This window comes from Nocardia sp. NBC_00511 (assembly GCF_045161165.1).
Classification (GTDB): Bacteria; Actinomycetota; Actinomycetes; order Mycobacteriales; family Mycobacteriaceae; genus Nocardia.
Genome location: NZ_CP107849.1, coordinates 3,799,344 through 3,817,800 on the forward strand (window position 1 = coordinate 3,799,344; position 18,457 = coordinate 3,817,800).

Genomic DNA, 18,457 nt, shown 5'->3' on the forward strand with positions numbered 1-18,457 from the left:
GAAACCTCCCGAGCAGCCGCTTCCCGCAGCCCGGAAACGGTTCGTGAACAGCTCTGATTCACCGTCCCTATTGCCCGGAAAGGTGGTTAGCTGACGATGCGCCTGCCTGCCGACAGGCTCCCACCCACCTTCCTCGGGAGGATTCCATGCCCACTCGCGACAACCCCTGGCCACAAGGCACCCCATGTTGGGTCGACTGCTCGGTCGACGACCCCGGCGCGGCCCGCGACTTCTACGCGCGGCTGCTCGGCTGGGACGTACTCGACAGCCCGCCGGAGGCCGGCGGCTATCTGATGGCCATGATCGACGGCCGCCCGGCCGCCGGTATCGGGCCGAAGATGGGCGATATGCCCATGCCGTCGGTGTGGACCACCTACTTCGCCGCCGACGACGCGGACGCGGTCGCCGCGGCGGTCCAGGCCGCGGGCGGCACCGTGTTCGTACCCCCGTTCGACGTCATGGACGTCGGGCGCATGTTCGTCGCCGCCGACCCGGCCGGGGGCGTGTTCGGTGTGTGGGAAGCCAAGTCGCACACCGGCGCCGGCATCTTCAACGAAACCGGCGCGTACTGCTGGAACGATCTGCACACCACCGCGTACGCGCCCTCGCAGGAGTTCTACCGGCAGGTGTTCGGCTGGGGCTTCGACGAGATCGGCGGCGGCGGGATGGTGTACTCCACCTTCAACGACCCCGACGGCCGCCCGATGGGTGGTTTCGCCGACACCACCGGGCAGCCCGGTTCGGACATGCCGTACTGGCTGACCTGGTTCCAGGTCTCGGGTACCGACGACGCCCTCGCGCGCGCGACCGAGCTCGGCGCGAAGGTGCTGATGGGCCCCGACGACAGCCCGTTCGGACGGATGGGCGTGGTGGCCGGGCCGCAGGGCGAGGTGTTCGGCCTCATCGACACCAACGTCACCATCGGCGGCTGACGAAACGCCGAAAGGCCGAGTGACGGTGCGCCACTCGGCCTTTCGGACCCTCGGGTCAGGAGAAGACGCGCGCCACGAACGGAATGCTGTCGGGTAGCGACGCGGCCATGGTGGCGCTGTGGTCGCGGCCCGGGTACACGTGCACCTCGGGGTGGGTGCCCGCGGCGGCCATATCGGCGACCAGCTTGGCGGTGAGCGGGGCGGGCACATCGGTGTCGTTGGTGCCCTGCCCGATGAACAGCGGACGGTCGTAACCGGTCAGCGGCACATCCATCACCGGGCGGGCGGTCGCCACGAAATCACCCTCCGACAGCGGACGCGACACCAGCTGGTTGAGGGTGATGCCCTCGGCGCGATCGGCCAGCGGGGTGAAGCACAGCGTCTGCGCGTCGGTCACCAGCTCCTTGCCCAGCGGGGTCAGGTAGCTGTCCAGATCGAAGTCGGGGCGGGCCGCCTTCAGTCCGTTGAGCACGTAGGTGGCGTACGCGGTGATGTGCGAGGACGGGATCGGCGGGGTCGACGGGCTCACCAGGGTGGCGGCGTCGACGATGTTGGAGGCCGGGCCGGTTGCGACCGCGCCGCGGTAATCCAGTTCCGGCGCATAGGAAGTCGCGAGCGCGGCGGTGAAAACCGTTGCGCCGCCGCCCTGGGACTGTCCGATCGCCACCCACTTCGAGGCCAGCGAGCCGTCGGCCGCGCGGGCGGCGCGCACCATGTCGATGGCGGCGTGCGCCTCGGCGCGGCCGTCCAGGTAGGCGTGCATGCCGGGGGTGCCCAGGCCGATGTAGTCGGTGGCCACCACGGCGTAGCCCTGTTTCATCCAGGTGGCGAGGTAGTCGATATCGCGCTGCGAGCGGCCGGTGAGCGAGGGCGCGCAGTCGTCGCCGATGCCGACGGTGCCGTGCTCCCACGACATCACCGGCCAGCCGCCGGGCGGCGGGGTACCGGCCGGGGTGAACACCACACCGCTCGACAGCGCGGGCTGATCGGAGGAGTCACGGGTCCAGTAGGTGAGCTTGCGCGCGGATCCGCTGCCGGGCAGCCACAGGTCCTGGCTCAGCGCGTCGTCCTGCACGACCGTGCCGGGAGCCTGTCCGGCGGACTGCGCGGGCGGGTCGGCCAGGGCGGTGGCGGTCAGGGGGCCGGTGGCCAGCAGGGCCGCGGAGACCATGGTGATCACGGTGCGTCGCGTCATCGGGGCGTGTCCTCTCACGTTCGTCTCGCATTGGTGTCACATTGAGACACTTCGGACAGACTATCCTGAAAAGTGTCACATTGAGACACCAGGGTGCCGACACGGTGAGGAGTAAGGCGATATGACGGCGGCGACCGGGCTGCGCGAACGCGAAAAGGCAAGGGTGCGGCAGGAATTGATCGACGCCGCGCTACTGCTGTTCGAGCGTCGCGGCTTCGAGCAGACCACCGTGCAGGAGATCGCCGACGCCGCCGGAGTCTCGCGGCGCACCTTCCACCGGCACTTCCCGTCGAAAACCGCCGTCGTCTTCAGCCACGAGGAAGACGTGATGGCCTACCTGATCGACGCACTGGAGGGCCGACCGCCGCGCGAGGCCGTGTTCGAGGCCATGCGCGGCGCGCTGCGCGAATTCATCCTCGATCCGGTCGAACCCGAACAGCGCCGCCGCCAAGCCGAGACCGCGCGGCGCGCCCGCCTGGTGCTGATCACCAATCCCGCACTGCGCCGGGAGAACTTCATCGGCGCGTTCGGCCGCCGCGACGCCCTGGCCCGCTGCTTCGCCCGGCGCGCGGGCCTGCCCGAGGACGATCTGCGCGCCCAGCTCGCCGCCGCCACCGCCTTCGCGGCCTTCGGCGTCGGCCTCGATCGCTGGGCCCGCAGCCCGGACCCCACGCTCACCGCCCTGTACGAAGTGCTCGACTACGTCATCAGCAGCCTGCAACACGGGTTGGAAATCTCTGCCGCCGTGGGTGATTGAGCCAGCGATGCCGCCCGGACCGGGTCACGTCCGGGCGGCATCGGCGAAACTCAGAGCAGGCCACGCAGTTTCAGATCGGTGACGTACTTGGTGATGAGTTCCTTCGTCAGGTGCGGAATGTCGCCACTGGGACCGAGTTCGGCCTGCCGGACGGCCGCGTGGAAGCGGTCGGCGGGCAGGGCGGCACCGGCGATCGGCGGGGACGGGTACCGGTAGGCGTGCAGCAGGGGCTGCACCGAATGTGCGCGCTGAGCTTCGGGCAGGGCGCGCAGCGCGGTCTCGAAGCGGGCGAACCAGTCCGGATAGGACTCGATGCGGTCGATGGGGTGACCGGAATCGATGAGCCAGTCCACGAATTCGTCCAGCGAGATGCCGTCGTCGTGCGGGTTGAGGACATCGAAGGTCTCGAAGCCCTCGACCACCGCCGCCCCGAGGGTGGTGATGGCGGCGGCGGTGAAGTCCGCGGGCAGACCGTCGTAGTGTGAGCGCTGCCGTTCACCGTGGGAATCCAAGGCGTGGAACGACTTCGGGGCGAGGCCGGTGGCCAGCACGCTCAGCAGCAGGCGGGTGAACATGTCGGGCAGGTTGAACTGTCCGGCGTAGTCGCTGTGCGCCAGGATCATGTCGGAGCGGAACACCGCGACCGGCAGGCCGCACAGTTCGTGCGCCTCGCGCAGCAGCACCTCGCCCGCCCACTTGCTGTTGCCGTAGCCGTTGGCGTAACCGTCGTCCAGGCCGCGAACCGGGCTGATGACCCGAATGTCGCCGTCCTCGGTGAAGTCGGCGGGCGGGATCTGCGCGGCGACCGCCACCGTGGACAGGTAGGTGACCGGCTTGATGCGGGTGGTGAGGGCCAGGCGGATCACCTCGGCGGTGCCGACCACGTTGGGGCCGAACAACTGTCCGTAGGGCAACACGTGGTTGACCAGTGCGGCCGGGTGCACGATCAGGTCGACGGTGTCGGCGAGTTCCTGCCAATCCGATTGCGTCAGGCCGAGATTCGCTTCACCGATATCGCCGGGCAGCACCCGCAGGCGGCGGGCGGCCAGTTCCCGGTAGTGCCGCAGCAGTTCCGGATCGCCGCTGTCGAACACCTCGTCGAGGCGGCGACGGGCGGATTCGGCGTCGCGGCCGCGGATCACGCAGATCAGGGTGCCGTCGGTCTCGTCGAGGCGTTCGAGCCATTCCAGGCACAGGAACCGGCCGAGGTAGCCGTTGGCTCCGGTGAGCAGCACGGTGCGCGGCGGCTGCGGGGCGCGCGGCAGGGTCGGTGCGGCGGCCAGGGTGGCGGCGTCGAGGAACCGGTCCAGGGTGAGGTCGGCGGCGCGAATCACGGTGCCGTCGTGGACCGTTGCGGCGGTCGGTCGGCTGCCGCCGGCGCCGCGCTCGGCCTCGATGTGGGCGGCCAGGCGGCCCAGATCGTTGGCGGCACTGACGATCACGCCGACCGGGACCTCGACGTCCAAGAGTTCGCGCAGCAGCGTCGAGAACGACAGCGCCGACAGCGAATCCCCGCCGAGGTCGGTGAAATGCGCGTCGGGCGCGGGCTCCTCGCCGCCGAGCACCGCGCGGGCGGCCCGGCACACCGTCTCGACGACGGGGTGATCGGCCGCGTCGCGGCGCAGCGCGAGCAGCTCGTCGGCCTGCTGGCGGGCCAGGTCGTCGTAGAGCTGGTCCAGGCGGGCGCCGTAGCGTTCTTTCAGCTTGGGCCGCAACAGTTTCGCGATACCGGACAGCAGGCCGTTCTCCTGGGTGAACGCTTCGTCCTCGAGCAGGAAGGCGCGCGGGATCTCGTAGGATTCCAGCTCACCGTCCTTCGCGATCTGCTGCATCGAGGCGGCCAGGGCGGCGGGCAGCGCGGCCGGATCCAGCAGTCGCGCGGCCGCGGTCGGCACGATCACCGCGAGCAGATGCGAACGCTCGCTGGAGCCGTGCACGAAGATCTGCGCGATCAGCGGGCTGGTGGCGTACATGGCCTCGAGCTTGGCCACCGTCACGAACTCGCCCTGCGACAGCTTGAGCACGTTGTTGCGGCGATCCACGTAGACCAGGTGGTCGGGGCGGATCTCGGCCACGATGTCGCCGGTGCGGTAGTAGCCGTCGGCGTCGAAGATCTCGGCGGTCACCTCGGGGCGTTTGAAGTAGCCGGGGATCTGCTGGGTGGACAGCACCACCAGTTCGCCACGCGGATAAGGCTTGTCGGTGCCGAAGTAGCCGAGCTCCGGCACGTCGACCAGTCGGTAGTCCACCACGGGTGGGCGGCGGATCTGATTGTCGATGAGCAGTCCGCCACCGGCCTCGGTGGAGCCGTAACCGTCGATCATCGGGTAGCCGAGCACCGACTCCATGAACTGCTTCATCTCCACCGAGATGGGCGCGGAGCCGACCATGACGCGGACCAGGCGGCCGCCCAGGAACTGTTCGCGCAGTTCGGTTTTCACCGCGGTGTCGGCGGCGGCCGGATCCTCCCCGGCGGCCAGGCGGCGTTGCAGTTCACCCTGGTGGCGCTGATAGACCATGTCGCACACGCGCGGTACGAAGAACACCTCGGTGGGCCGGGCCAGCGCGATGTCCTCGAACAGGGTGGACATATCGGCGGCGGAGGCGAAATACGCGGTGCCGCCACGCGCGAAGGTGCCGACCAGCACCATGCGGCCCGCGACGTGGCTCAGCGGCATGTACGCGAAGTTCATCACCGGGGCCGGAATCACCGTGGGGCCCAGCCACATTCCGATGACCAGACGCACCGGGTACATCGCGCCCTTGGGGGTGCCGGTGCTGCCGGAGGTGTAGATGAGCAGCGCCAGCTCGTCGGGGTCGGCGCTGACGTGCAGCGGTACCTCGGGCAGTTCCCGGCCGCGGGCCAGCAGCGTCGCGAGGGAGTCGAGGGTGATACCGGTGCCGGACTCGGCCAGACGATCACGGGCGGCCTCGAACAGTTCGGCCTGCCGGTCGTCGCCGGGCTCGAAGTCGATCACGACCAGGGCGGGCACCGGCGCGCCGTCGAGGACGGCGTCCAGCGCGGGGCCGAGCAGGTCCACACCGACGGCGAGCACCTTGGGCTCGGTCTCGAGCAGGATCGAACGCCATTGCGCGGGAGCGGCACTGGACTGCAGCGGGACGCCGACGCCGCCGAGCCGGATGCTCGCCAGCTCCACGGTGGTCAGGTCGCCGCTGGCGAAGCCGAGCATGGCGACGAAGTCACCGGCGCGCAGTGGATTTCGGTCGTCGTGATGCCAGGCGGAGGTGAGAGCGCCTGCCCGCGACCACAATTCGCCGTAGCTGATGGTCTCGTAGGCGGGCAGCAGTCGCCGGGTGCGGCGGCCGTCGGGGCCGGTGACGAGTTCGGCGGCGCGCTCGGCGAGGGCCGGGCGCTGTGCGTAGCCGTCCATCAGGACGCCCACCGCCCGCGCGAGTCCCAGCCCGGATTCCCGGGCCGCCTCCGACACCTCGGGCAGCGGCATGGCCGCGCGGATCGCCGGATCGGCGAGCAGTTCGGTGAACCGCCGCACCATCTCCGAATCCGGTGCGGGCGGGACTTCCGGGGCATCCTCGAGCATCAATGGCCTCCCTTGCTCTCCCCATAAATTAGCGAAGCTAACTACTTAACGATGGTCCGGTCCCCCGGGGAAGTCAAGATCCCGCAGGCCCCACGGCGAGCCGCACCGAGAACCGCCGCGACCCACCACCCCCAAAGAATGCGCTGTCCGGGGAAGACCTGTCACTCGGGGTGTGAGCTGTATCGCACTTCCACGATTTCGGTTTGCGCCACCGCCCCCTCGAACCCGTCGTCTGGCGGCCACGGTGGGAGTGGGCCAGACTCGAACCGCACGTAATCGACGATCGCCCGAGGAACCATGCCTGAGCTTTCCCACGACGCCACCGGCGTCGAAACCCCTGCGCGCTACCGGATGTCGAACACCTCGGCATTCTGGCTGCTGTCGGTCGCACTGGGGCTGCTGCTGTTCGCGTCGGCAGCGCCCTCGCCGATGTACCCGGTGTACCAGCAGATGTGGCACTACTCGGCGCTGGTGTCGACCGGCGTGTACGCCGCCAACGCCATCGCGCTGCTGGTGACACTGCTGTTCGCGGGCTCGCTGTCCGATCACGTCGGACGGCGGCCGGTACTGATCGCCGCGGTGATCCTGGAACTGGCCGGCACCCTGGCCTTCGCCGAAGCCCAGTCGGTGGCATGGCTTTTCACCGCCCGCATCGTGCAGGGCATCGCCACCGGACTGGCCACCGGGGCCATCTCGGCCACGCTGATCGACCTGCAGCCCGCCGAATCCCGGCTGGGCGCGCTGATGACCAATGTGGCCGCGGGCGGCGGACTCGCGGTGGGGGCCATCAGTTCCGGACTGCTGGTCGCCTACGCGCCCGCACCGACCCGGCTGGTGTACTGGCTGCTGGCGGCGGCCTTCACCGTCATCGTGGTCGGAGTGCTGGCGATCCCGGAGACGGTGCGGCCCGACGGGCTGGCGCTCGCCTCGCTGAAGCCGAAAGTGTCGGTGCCGCAACCGGTCCGGGCCGCCTTCGTGACGCTGATGCCGTCGATCGCGGCCACCTGGGCGCTGGGCGGGCTGTATCTGGCCCTCGGCGGCGCGCTCATGCGGGTCCAGTTCCACCTCACCAGTCCGCTCGCGGGCGGACTGGTGGTGGTCGCGTTGCAAGGCACCTCGGCGGTGACCGCCGTGCTGGCCCGCGACTGGACCATCGATCAGGCGCTGCGGCGCGGACCGGCGCTGCTCATCACCGGCGTCTCGCTGGCACTGGTCGGCGCGGCGACGCATTCGGTGTGGCTGTTCTTCGCCGCCAGCGTGGTGGCCGGAATCGGATTCGGGCCGTCGTTCTCCGGGGCGCTGCGCATGCTCACCGGACTGAGCCCGGCCGAGAATCGCGCGGAGGTGGTGACCGCCATCTACGTGGTCTCCTATCTGGCACTGAGCATTCCGGCGGTGCTGGCCGGACTCAGCGTGCAGCGCTTCGGATTGACCACCACCACTTACGTCTACGGCGGGATCGTCATCGCGCTCGAGGCGATCGCCATGGCCGGTGCGACCCGGCACACCAACACCCACACCGCACTCGCCGGACACCTGTGCCCCGCGCCGTGCCCCGGCACGGTCGCGCCGATGCCGCGCGTGGTGTCCGCGCATCCGTGACGGACCCGTCGGCTAGGGTGAAACGCATGATCGCGAACCATCAGTCCTGGTGGTGGCTGCCCACGCAGCCCGATTAGTCATGTTCACGGGCTGGACGCAGCCCGTGACCCCTCGCCGGGATCCAGCTCGTGCAGCCCTCCTCGAAGATCAGGAGTTGTACGGTGAATTCCTTCTCCGCCAGCCGCGACCGCAGCGCCGACCTCGCCGCCGAAGTGGCCGCGCGACCCGGCGACTACCGGGTGCTCACCGGTGAAAGGCCCACCGGCGCACTGCATCTGGGCCACTACTTCGGCACCATCCGGGAACGCGCCCGACTGCAGGCCCTGGGCGTGGACCTGTTCGTCATCCTGGCCGACTATCAGGTCATCACCGACCGCGACACCCTCGGGCAGGTCCGCGAGAGCGTGTTCGGCGCGATCCTCGACTACGCCGCCGCCGGGATCGACACCGATCAGGCCACCATCTTCACCCACTCCGCGGTGCCGGCCCTCAATCAGTTGATGCTGCCGTTCCTGAGCCTGGTGACCGAGGCCGAGCTGCACCGCAATCCGACGGTGAAGGCCGAGCACGCCGCCTCCGGGCGCGCGCTGAGCGGGCTGATGCTCACCTACCCGGTGCATCAGGCCGCCGACATCCTGTTCTGCAAGGGCAATCTGGTGCCCGCGGGCAAGGATCAGCTGCCGCACGTGGAGATGACGCGGGTCATCGCGCGCCGCTTCAACGAGCGCTACGGCCAGGTCTTCCCGGAACCGCAGGTGCTGCTGACCGCCACCCCGGAGATCCCGGGCCTCGATGGCCGCAAAATGTCCAAGAGCTACGGCAATTCGATCACGCTGGGCATGTCCGCCGATGAGACCGCCGCACTGATCAAGCGCACCCCCACCGATTCCGACCGCCACATCACCTTCGACCCCGACACCCGCCCCGGTGTTTCCGCGCTGCTGACCACCGCCTCGATCTGTCTGGGCATGGACGAGACGACCATCGCCGAGCAGATCGGTGACGGCGGTGGTGGTGCCCTCAAGAAGGTGGCCACCGACGCGGTCAACGACTTCTTCGCCGCCCATCGCGCCCGCCGCGCCGAACTGGCCGCCGACCCCGACTTCGCGATTGGCGTACTGCGCGAAGGCAATCGGCGTGCCAACGAGATCGCCGAGCGCACCCTCGGCGAGGTCCGCGCGGCGATGGGCACCGTCTACAGCTAGCCGCTAGTCGAGTGCCCCGTAGACGGCGGCGAGGAAATCGCCGCCGAGCGGGCTGCGCCATTCCGCGGCGACGATGATGTTGGCCGACTGCACCAGCAGCAACGCCACCAGGTCCCGCTCCGGGTCGGCGTACCAGTCGGTGCCCAGGCCGCCGGGCCAGGAGATGGTGCCGACGCTCGTCGCGCCCGGCACCGTGCGCACCTGCACGCCGTAGCCGAAACCCTGCTCATCCCACAGCGTTTGACCCAGCGGTGGATTGAACGGCGGTGCCGAATGCTGCTGCGCGGTGAGGTGATCGCGCCGCATGGCGTCGACCAGTTCGGGCGGCAGGATCCGAACCCCGTCCAGCTCACCACGATTGAGCAGCAGATGCGCGAAGCGCGCATAATCGTCGGCGGTCGAGACCAGACCCGCGCCACCGGACGGGAACAGCGGCGGCTCACCCCATGCGGTCGTGGCGGGCCGATCCAGTTCCACCAGCTCGGGCCCGTAGAGCACGCTGAGTCGATCGCGCCGCTCGGGCGACACCGTGAATCCGGTGTCCGCCATGCCGAGTGGGTCCAGCACCCGCTCGCGCAGCGCGGTCTCGAGTGGCTGCCCGGTCACCCGGCTGATCAGAATGCCGAGGATGTCGGAGGCGGTGTGATAGCGCCACACCGCGCCGGGCTGGGCGATCAGCGGTAGCTCGCCGATCGCCCGCAACCATTCGTCGGGGCTCAACCGCTCGGCGTCCGCGACCCCGATGGCGCTCGCGATGGGATCGGCGGTCAGGGCGAACAGCCGCGGCGCGAGACTCGAACGGCCCCAGCCCAGTCCGAGGCGATAGGTGAGCAGATCCTCGACGGTGATCGGGCGCGTCGCCGGGACCACGTCGTCGAGTGGCCCGTCCGGATCCCGCAGCACCGTGCGGTCGGCCAGTTCCGGCAGCCAGCGATCCACCGGGTCGGAGAGCCCGATCAGCTTGTCGCGCACCAGGGTCAGGGCGGCCACCGCGGTGATGGGCTTGGTCATCGACGCGATCCGGAACAGGGTGTCGCGCCGCATCGGCAGGCCCGCGGCGCGATCCCGGGCGCCGACGGCGTCGACCTGGATCAGTTCACCGTGCCGGAAGATCATGGCGACCGCACCGGCCACCTCGTCGCGCTCCACATAGTCCCGCAGCGTCTCGCTGACGCGGCGCAAGCCCGCCGCCGAGAATCCGGTCCGCACATCCGTCACAATCCGCTCCTTCGTTCGCCGTCAGCGACAACCGGTGGCGGCGAACGTTATTCCCGAAGCGTGGCGGCGTTGCCCCGGATGGTCAGTGCGCGGCGGAGCAGAACGGCTGGCAGTTCCCCATCGGGGCGGGCGGGGGCGGAGCCGCGTCGTGGAAGTGGGCGGTGCTGACCAGGACCGCGAGGAACATTGCGGCCAGGATGACGAGGGTCGCGGTCACCACGACGATTGCCCAGTTGAGCCGGCGCAGGGTGACCAGCACCGAGCCGTCGTCGGCCATCATGATGGTCCCCATGGGCGGTCCGGGCATTTGCCCGAAAATAGCGCTCCCCCAGCTGATTCCCGATGTCAGAGGCACGAGCCTGTTCTCACTTCCGATGCGACGCCGTCGTAGACACTCAGCGGGCCAGAGTACGCGCGCCGCCAGGCAATAGCCAGAGCCTATTTCACAAGGTCAAATACGATTTTTGACCGGTTTGCGTGGTTCACCCGAATCAGTGGACCAGCATCGGGCCCTTGACTTTCCAGGCAGGAAAGTGAGACTCTCTTTCCAGACAGGAAAGTGAGGAGTCATCATGGAGAACATCGTCCCGGACCAGGCCCGCGCCGCCCTCGAGGCCGCCGCGCAGGCTCGCCGCCGAGTCGCCGACGAGGTCGGCCTGCCGCGCGGCTACTGGTGGGTTCTGGCGGGTGCCTGGCTCGGACTCGGAGCCATCGGCGAATTCGGCCCGCAATGGCTGAGCATCACCGCCACCCTCGGATTCGGTGCGGCCCATTCGGCTTTCGCGACGCGGCTGCTGGACGGACGCCGACGCACCGACGGGGTTCAGGTCAGCGCCGAGGTCGCCGGGCGGCGACTGCCCCTGGTGGTGATCGGCATGCTGCTGGGGCTGGTCGCCCTCACCGTCGCCGCCGCCTTCGCGCTCGACGCGGACGGCACCCGCCACGCGGGCATCTGGTCGTCGGTACTGATCGCGGCGATCATCGGGTTCGGCGGCCCGGAGATCCTGCGGGTGCTGCGGCGCTGGGCGCACGCATGACCGTCGCGCGCTTCGACGAGCTCATCCATCCCAGCACCCGGCTCACCCTGGTCGCGACCCTGGCGGCCGCGGACTGGGCGGAGTTCGCCTTCCTCAAAGACCGTCTCGGACTGTCGGATTCGGCCCTCTCCAAACAGCTCGCCACCTTGGAGGAGGCCGGATACGTCGCCACCGAACGGCGTCTCGACGGCACCCGCCACAAGGTCCGCGCCCGCCTCACCCCGGGCGGGCTCGACGCCTTCCACGGCCACATCGCGGCCCTGCAGGAAATCGTCTCCGGTGCCACCGCCCCGCCCATCGAATCCTGATCCCACTGAGCGAGATCTTCCTGCCCCGGAAAATCGGGGGGTCCCCGGCGAGTCGCCTGACGTGAGAAAGTCATACGGATCGCGACAGTTGAAAGACAGTCGGGTAACAATATTGCGGCGGCAACAGACGTAGCGGCAGGGGCACACGCCGCTCAGGCTCGCCGCAGGGAAGACCGCACTTCGACAAACGTGCCCGCCGCGGGCCCGAGAACTGGAAACGACGCACTAGATGAAGCTCTCCGCACTCCGGAAGGTGGCCTTCGCACGCGCCACCGCCCTCGCTCTCACCGCCGCACTGTTCGCCGTGCCGTGCGGGTCCGCCGCGGCGGACCCCGGCCAGGCCTCGACCATCACCTCGATCACCAAGGACGGCCGCACCTGGCACCTGCAGGTGTACTCGGCCGCGATGGCCAAGAACATCTCCATCGACGTGCAGCGCCCGGTCGACGAGTCGACGCCCGCGCCGAACCTGTGGATGCTCAACGGCCTCGACGGCGGCGAGGGCACCGCGAGCTGGAAGGCCCAGACCAACGCCCTGGGCTTCCTGGCGGACAAGCAGGTCAACGTGATCCAGCCGATCGGTGGCCGCGGCAGCTACTACACCGACTGGCAGTCGCCGGATCCCGTTCTGGGCGTGAACAAGTGGACCACGTTCTTCACCGAGGAGCTGCCGCCGCTGCTCGACGCCGCCCTGGGTTCGACCGGGGTGGACGCGCTGACCGGCCTGTCGACCTCCGGCACCTCGGTGCTGCAGCTGGCCGAGGCCAAGCCTGGCCTGTGGAAGGCCGTCGCGGCCTACAGCGGTTGCGCGCAGATCGCCGATCCGGCGGGCCAGGAGTTCGTGCGGCTCGCGGCGGGCACCTGGGCGGGTGGCAACACCGACAACATGTACGGCCCGTCGGACAGCCCGCTGTGGGCGGCCAACGATCCGGTCCTCAACGCCGAGAAGCTGCGCGGCACCCAGCTCTACATCTCCACCGGCAGCGGCATTCCGGTGATCGATGACGTGAACTACTACCTGGGCAGCTCCCCCGGCCCGATGGGCGCGGTCAACCTGGCGCTCGGCATGATCATCGAGGGCGCGGTCAACGGCTGCACGCACAACCTGCAGTCCAAGCTGAACACGCTGAACATCCCGGCGACCTACCAGTTCGATCCGGTCGGCACCCACTACTGGCCCTACTGGGAGCGTGCGCTGCACAACTCCTGGCCGATGCTGGCCGCGGGCATGAACGTGCCCGCCTGACGCATCCCGCTCGACGACGACGCCCATGCCATCCGGCATGGGCGTTTTCGTTTCCTGAGCCGGAGCGTTCTCGTTTGTCAGGCCGGAATGCTGAAGGGGCTGCGCGAGATTCGGCCGCCGAGGCGCTCGTTGACGGCGAAGCCGTGCTGGCGGCACCAGCGCGCCAGGGTGGGGACCGCGGAGTCGTCGTCGCGGAAGGTGGGCACCAGCTGGCCGACTATGTAGAGGTGGTTGGCGTCGGCGGCCCGGCACAGATGCTGCAGCACCGCGGTGCCCAGACCGCTGCCGCGCAGTTCGGGATTCACGGTGATGTTGTCGAGTTTGATGGTGTCGGCGTAGACGTCGAAGACCACCTCGACGAGTTCGTCGTCGCGGCGCAGGGTGTCGATGTCGAACGGAACCGGGCGCAGCACACCGGGTAGGTGATCGGAAAGTCGTTGCCGCGCACCGTCATCGGGTGCGGTGCGCATCACGCTCAGCACTTCCTCGGTGAGGTCGGCGACGATGCTGCGGTCACCGACCGCGGCCTGCGGGCGCGCCTGTTCGGAGGCGCGGGCCAGCAGCTGCAACTGCCGGGTCCACAGCGGGTCGGCACTCTCGTATCCGGTGACCAGACCGTTGAGGGTGTGCTCGAGGCCGACCGGATGCCCCAGGCTGGGAATGAAGCCGCCGGACAGCACACCCCAGCGGTGGTCGTCGGCGCCGACGCCGTGGCGGGCCAGTTCGCGCAGCAGGTCGTCGCGGCGGCCGGTGGCGCGGGCCAGGGTCGAGCCGGGCAGCACCTGTAGCCAGCGTTTCCACCCGCCGAGATTGGCGCGAATCCGGGTGCCCGCGATATCGGCACTGGCGTCCAGGTAATTGCACAAGGCTTGCTGTCGTCGTTCCAGCAGCTCGCCGGCGCGGTCGTCGCGCGCCGGTGCGGGAAGCGTCTGGCCCTCACTCATGGTGTCCCACGCTAGCGTCCAGTTGACGATGCGCAGGTCATCGGCACGCGGTAAGTGGGCTACCGGGCGAAGGTCGGTCCCATCGGGCCAGGTGCCGGGCCCGGTCCGCTATCGAATCCGGGCCGCGACACTGTTTGCCCGAGGGGAGCCACGCTCAGGTCGGTGACCCGTCGCAGCAGTCCGCGCTCGTAGTCGCGGGATTGGCGACGGGTGAAACCGGTGGCGCGCCGCAGGATCGCGCGGGCCTGACGGCGGCGGTGATAGGTGAGCAGCGGGGCCAGCCCGGCCTCGCTGCCGACGGTGCGGGCCGCGGGTGTGGCGATCAGACCGCGGAACCACCGGCGTTCGACCGCGAGCACCCAGGCGTAGGCCAGCGCGAAGATGGCCAGGTCCACCAGGATCGGCAGATAGGTCGACAGCAGCGCCGGACCGGGTGGCCGGGGCGCGTCGAACAGGAAGTGCATGGTGACCGCGAGCAGGTAGAACAGCGCGAACACACTCAGCCGCCAGATTCGGGAGCGGTCGGTGCGCACCAGCAGCACCACCACGCCGACCCCGGCCAGCGCCGACATGGCCCAGTGCGAGGTGAACGCGGTGACCAGGCGCAGCACCGCCACCAGCAGCACGTCCACGACCGGCTCCTGCGGTGAGCTCAGCGCGGTCTGGGTGCTGTAGAGGCAGTCCTCGGCGATCTGCGCGCCCAACCCCACCGAGGCGCCCAGCAGCAGTCCGTGCATGGGCCGGGTCAGCCGGGACCGGAACAGCAACGCCACCACCACGATTCCGATGGCCTTGATGTACTCCTCGTCGAGGGGCGCGGTGATGGCGGCCTGCCAGTTGATCGCGAAGCGGTCGCCGAACAGGTTGGTGATCACCCGGGTCATATTGTCGTTGGCCCACATCGCCAGCCCGGTCCACACCGTGGCACCCCATATCGCGCCCATCGCCATCGGCGCGACGAGATGCCTGCGCGCCCGGAAAGGGTCCAGCGCGAATAGAATTCGGCCGATCAGCAGCAGGGTCAGCGCGGTGATCGGCAGTGCGGCCAGTGCGGGCGGGCCCGCGAACCACACCTGTCCGGCGGCCTGCAGCAGAAACAGCAGCGGTCCGGCGATCACGGCCAGGCAGTACACCCAGAACAGCGGTGTCCGCGGCTGGAACCAGCTCACGACTCCACCGCCTTGGCGCTCGAGAGCACGGCGGCGATCAACGAGTTCCCGTCCTGCGCGGTGGTTCCGGTGGCGGTGATCATGACGGCCACGTCACCGCTCTGCGCGACCGCGCACACGCCGCCGGCGCTGTCGGGCAACACGCAGCTCAGGCCCTGGAACTCACCGGCGGCCACCTGACCGCCGTCGTAGCGCACGGTCACGCCGGCGGCGCGCAGCGGCAGCAGCAATCGCGGTGCGGCCGTGGCGAAGTCGGTGATGCCGTCGGACACCGATACCGACAGCCGCTGCGCCCCGTCGGTGGAACGCAGCACCACGATCGACTCGTCACCGGTCGCGACGCGGCGCATGGGTTCCGGCACCTGGAAGGTGACGCCGTTGGCGGGATCAGTGCCCCCGTGCACCGCCCCGATGCCGGTCGCGGTGAGGGCGATCAGGGTTCCGGCCGCGATATCGGTCTCCCGTTGCGGCACCACCGCGTTCAGGATGGGCGGCACCGCGAAGGCGATGGCCAGCGCGCCCACCGCGCCGACCGCGGGCACTATCGAATGCATCAGGCGCACCATGCTTTTCCACCTCTCGGCTCCTCGAAGCAACGTGCGGAGACCGCGGAGGCGTTCCCGGCGCTCGCAGCGGGACCCGAGCAACGGTCGCCCGACGCTTGCCGCGAGTTAACCACACGGGGTCGGCAGAGGCCGGTCAGCATCGCCGGAGGACTGCTGATCGAGAGGAAAGCGACTCCCGGATAGCGCGTCTCGGGCCGGTTCAGGGTGTGCCGGCGGGCGCGCGCCGGGCAGCGCGCAGGCAGTCCTCGAGAGCGGTGAACTTCACCCGCGGGCGGCCGCTCGCCAGACCCGCCTCGCGTTCGGCCGCATCGAGGGCCAGCCATCCGGTCCGGTCGATGCGGTCGGGGCAGCGCCGGGTGAGCAGGTCGAGGAGTTCGCTGCGGCCGCCGCCGGGTTGGGGCAGCCGGTCGCCGTGGAAGTCGTCGAGCAGCTGTTCGACGGTCTCGCGGGCGTCGAGGCGATGCGAGTCGAGGTCGCCGTGCGGACCGCGTTTGATCCACCCGGTGACATACACCCCGGGCATCGGACCGGTCTTGGCGAGCACCCGGCCGCGCGCGTTGGGGACCACGCCGACGCTCGGATCGAAGGGCAGGTCCGGGATCGGCTGCCCGTGGTGGCCGACCGCGCGCAGCACCAGGGAGGTGTCGAGGACGTCGGCGTGCGGGGTGCGCCGCGCCACCGGTTCGCCTGCGCTGTAGCCGATCTCGTTGCGGGCGAAGGTGATGCCGGTGACCCGGGTCCGACCGTGCAGTGCGACCGGGGTGGCGAGGAAGTTCAGCAGGATCCGGCGATGCGCGGGCACCCGGTCGCGGCGCGCGTATTCGACGGCGAGCTCCCATTTCAGGCGCAGCACGGGATCGACGCCCGGATCCTCGAGCACGGCGCGCGCGATGACGTCCAGTTCCAGGTCGTGTTCGTCGACGATGACGTCCACGCCCGGCTGCCTGCCCAGGGCCAGCAGCTCGAGCCCGGTGTACGCGGCTTGCAGCGGGGACCGCCTGCCGAGCACGACGACCTCGCGAATCCGGCTGTGCCGCAGCGCGTCCAAGGCGTGCTCGGCGATATCGGTGGCGGCCAGCCGGCGCGGGTCGGCGGTGAGGATGCGGGCCACGTCGAGGGCGGAATTGCCGTTGCCGACGACGACGGCCCGTTCTCCGGACAGGTCGAAGTGGTGATCGGCGTAGTCGGGATGGCCGTTGTACCAGCCGATGAACTCGGCGGCGGAATGGCTGCCCGGCAACCATTCTCCGGGGATCCCCAATCGCCGGTCGGCCGCCGCACCCGTCGCGTAGACGACGGCGTGATGGTGGGCGAGCAGCTCCGGCAGCCGGATGTGCTCGCCCACCGCCACATTCAGGTGCATGGCCAGGGCATCGGTGTCCAGGACCCGGTCGAACACCTCGGTGAGCTGTTTGGTGTCCGGCCGGTCGGGGGCGACGCCGGAGCGCAGCAATCCCCACGGCGCGGGCAGCCGTTCGAACATCTCGACCTCGACGGCGGCGTCGTGGGCGAGCAGTTCCCGTGCCGCGTAGCAGCCCGCCGGACCCGATCCGACGATGGCCACACGCAACTTACAGCCGGGCCGGGTGATGACGTAGGCCATGGGCGGATCCTCCGGAATCCGTTGGGGCTATGCGGTTCTGGTGATGATGTCCTCGGCGATGCCACGCAGTGCGGTGGCCGCGGCGGGTGGGAAGGGGGCGTGCGCAAGGGTGTCGAGCACGGTCTCCCAACGCTCGCGGATCATCCGTTCCACCCGGGGTCGCCCGGTGACGTCGAGGACCTCCCGGCAGCGCGCGGCCCCGTCCTCGTCCAGCAGCGGGTTGCCGATCAGTTCCTCGAGGGTGGCGCGCTGGGCGGCGTCGGCGTGCCGCAGGGCGAGGGCGAGCAGCACGGTGTGCTTGCCCTCGCGCAGGTCGTCGACATTGGATTTGCCGGTGGTCGCGGGGTCGCCGTACACGCCGAGCAGGTCGTCCTGCAACTGGAAGGCCTCCCCGAGGGGCCGACCGTAGTCCGAGAGTGCCTGTGCCACCTCGGTTCCCGCGCCCGCGAGCGCCGCACCCAGTTGCAGCGGGCGCTCCACGGTGTAGGCGGCGGTCTTGTAGCGGATGATCTCGAGCGCCCGGTCGAGGTCGGGGGTGGGTCGCCCGGTGGTGAGCAGATCCAGGTACTGCCCGTAGTGCACCTCGGTGCGCATGGCGTCGAGAACCGGTGTGACAGCACCGATCTGGGGTGCGGACAGGGCGGCGGCGTGCAGCAGTTCCTGCGACCACACCAGCCCGAAGTCGCCGATCAGGATGGCGGCGTGGGTGCCGAAGCGGGCGGCGGCCGGATGGTCGCCCGCGCCGCGGCGGCGCTGCGCCACCGCCCGGTGCACGGTGGGGTGATCGCGGCGGGTGTCGCTGTCGTCGATGATGTCGTCGTGGATGAGCACCGCGGCGTGGAACAGTTCCACCGCGGCCGCCGCCCGGATCACCTGCTCGGATAGTTCGCCGCCACCGCCCGCGTACCAGCCGAGCACACAGAACAGCGGCCGGATCCGCTTGCCGCCCGCGAAAAGGAACGTCGCGATGGCCTCGACCACGTCGGCGGGCAGGTCGGCGGCGGCTGCGGCTTCGGTTTTCGCGGCGAGGAATTCGCGCAGCCGCGCCTCCACCCGCACCCGGATGTCAGCGCGGTCCATGGGCGTCACGGCGAGGGTGGGGGTGCTCATGCGGG

Annotated in this window: 16 protein-coding genes; 7 read left to right on the plus strand and 9 right to left on the minus strand. The window is 69.8% G+C overall.

The genetic code is table 11. The features are described 5' to 3' along the window. Nucleotides 1–146 precede the first annotated feature (146 nt). A complete protein-coding gene (locus OG300_RS17895; RefSeq protein WP_405497369.1) occupies nucleotides 147–932 on the plus strand; it encodes a VOC family protein in 786 nt (261 codons plus the stop codon). 55 nt (nucleotides 933–987) lie between these two features. Here OG300_RS17895 and OG300_RS17900 read toward each other — a convergent pair whose 3' ends face one another. Beyond that, a complete protein-coding gene (locus OG300_RS17900) occupies nucleotides 988–2,127 on the minus strand; it encodes a lipase family protein (protein ID WP_405497371.1) in 1,140 nt (379 codons plus the stop codon). Between the two features lie 121 nt (nucleotides 2,128–2,248). On the opposite strand from OG300_RS17900, the gene OG300_RS17905 reads away from it, so the two are divergent. After that, nucleotides 2,249–2,884 (plus strand): TetR family transcriptional regulator, encoded by a 636-nt coding sequence (locus OG300_RS17905; protein WP_405497373.1) that lies wholly within the window; start codon nucleotides 2,249–2,251, stop codon nucleotides 2,882–2,884. Nucleotides 2,885–2,934: 50 nt separating this feature from the next. On the opposite strand, the gene car is transcribed toward OG300_RS17905, so the two are convergent. Beyond that, a complete protein-coding gene (gene car / locus OG300_RS17910) occupies nucleotides 2,935–6,444 on the minus strand; it encodes a carboxylic acid reductase (protein WP_405497375.1) in 3,510 nt (1,169 codons plus the stop codon). Nucleotides 6,445–6,741: 297 nt separating this feature from the next. Between car and OG300_RS17915 the strand changes: the two genes are divergently transcribed. Both OG300_RS17915 and trpS read left to right on the plus strand, forming a co-directional pair. Beyond that, nucleotides 6,742–8,046, plus strand: coding sequence for an MFS transporter (locus OG300_RS17915; RefSeq protein ID WP_405497377.1), 1,305 nt, complete (start codon nucleotides 6,742–6,744; stop codon nucleotides 8,044–8,046). Nucleotides 8,047–8,207: 161 nt separating this feature from the next. Next, a complete protein-coding gene (gene trpS, locus OG300_RS17920; RefSeq protein ID WP_405497379.1) occupies nucleotides 8,208–9,251 on the plus strand; it encodes a tryptophan--tRNA ligase in 1,044 nt (347 codons plus the stop codon). A gap of 3 nt (nucleotides 9,252–9,254) precedes the next feature. Here trpS and OG300_RS17925 read toward each other — a convergent pair whose 3' ends face one another. Both OG300_RS17925 and OG300_RS17930 read right to left on the minus strand, forming a co-directional pair. Further along, nucleotides 9,255–10,469: a serine hydrolase domain-containing protein gene (locus OG300_RS17925; RefSeq protein ID WP_405497381.1), complete on the minus strand. Its 1,215-nt coding sequence runs from the start codon at nucleotides 10,467–10,469 to the stop codon at nucleotides 9,255–9,257. An 82-nt stretch (nucleotides 10,470–10,551) separates the two neighbouring features. Further along, on the minus strand, nucleotides 10,552–10,776 hold the full coding sequence (locus tag OG300_RS17930; protein ID WP_405497383.1) for a hypothetical protein: 225 nt from the start codon (nucleotides 10,774–10,776) through the stop codon (nucleotides 10,552–10,554). Between the two features lie 265 nt (nucleotides 10,777–11,041). On the opposite strand from OG300_RS17930, the gene OG300_RS17935 reads away from it, so the two are divergent. From OG300_RS17935 to OG300_RS17945, 3 genes are all read left to right on the plus strand, one after another. Continuing rightward, nucleotides 11,042–11,506, plus strand: coding sequence for a hypothetical protein (locus tag OG300_RS17935; protein ID WP_405497385.1), 465 nt, complete (start codon nucleotides 11,042–11,044; stop codon nucleotides 11,504–11,506). Next, nucleotides 11,503–11,814: a transcriptional regulator gene (locus tag OG300_RS17940; protein WP_405497387.1), complete on the plus strand. Its 312-nt coding sequence runs from the start codon at nucleotides 11,503–11,505 to the stop codon at nucleotides 11,812–11,814. Before OG300_RS17935 ends, OG300_RS17940 begins: the two co-directional genes overlap by 4 nt. Nucleotides 11,815–12,043: 229 nt before the next feature. Further along, a complete protein-coding gene (locus tag OG300_RS17945; RefSeq protein ID WP_405497389.1) occupies nucleotides 12,044–13,060 on the plus strand; it encodes an alpha/beta hydrolase in 1,017 nt (338 codons plus the stop codon). A 77-nt stretch (nucleotides 13,061–13,137) separates the two neighbouring features. Here the strand turns inward: OG300_RS17945 and OG300_RS17950 are convergent, their stop codons facing one another. The 5 genes from OG300_RS17950 to OG300_RS17970 all read right to left on the minus strand — a co-directional run bounded on the left by OG300_RS17950 (nucleotide 13,138) and on the right by OG300_RS17970 (nucleotide 18,452). After that, nucleotides 13,138–14,004: a GNAT family N-acetyltransferase gene (locus OG300_RS17950; protein WP_405497391.1), complete on the minus strand. Its 867-nt coding sequence runs from the start codon at nucleotides 14,002–14,004 to the stop codon at nucleotides 13,138–13,140. A 59-nt stretch (nucleotides 14,005–14,063) separates the two neighbouring features. Continuing rightward, nucleotides 14,064–15,173, minus strand: coding sequence for a PrsW family glutamic-type intramembrane protease (locus OG300_RS17955; RefSeq protein WP_405497393.1), 1,110 nt, complete (start codon nucleotides 15,171–15,173; stop codon nucleotides 14,064–14,066). After that, on the minus strand, nucleotides 15,170–15,739 hold the full coding sequence (locus OG300_RS17960; protein WP_405497395.1) for a hypothetical protein: 570 nt from the start codon (nucleotides 15,737–15,739) through the stop codon (nucleotides 15,170–15,172). The genes OG300_RS17955 and OG300_RS17960 overlap by 4 nt, the downstream gene beginning before the upstream one ends. 199 nt (nucleotides 15,740–15,938) lie before the next feature. After that, on the minus strand, nucleotides 15,939–17,342 hold the full coding sequence (locus OG300_RS17965; protein ID WP_405497397.1) for an FAD-dependent oxidoreductase: 1,404 nt from the start codon (nucleotides 17,340–17,342) through the stop codon (nucleotides 15,939–15,941). A 27-nt stretch (nucleotides 17,343–17,369) separates the two neighbouring features. Next, nucleotides 17,370–18,452 carry a polyprenyl synthetase family protein gene (locus OG300_RS17970; protein ID WP_405497399.1) on the minus strand — a complete coding sequence of 361 codons (1,083 nt, stop codon included), beginning with the start codon at nucleotides 18,450–18,452 and terminating at the stop codon, nucleotides 17,370–17,372. Between the last annotated feature and the right edge of the window lie 5 nt (nucleotides 18,453–18,457).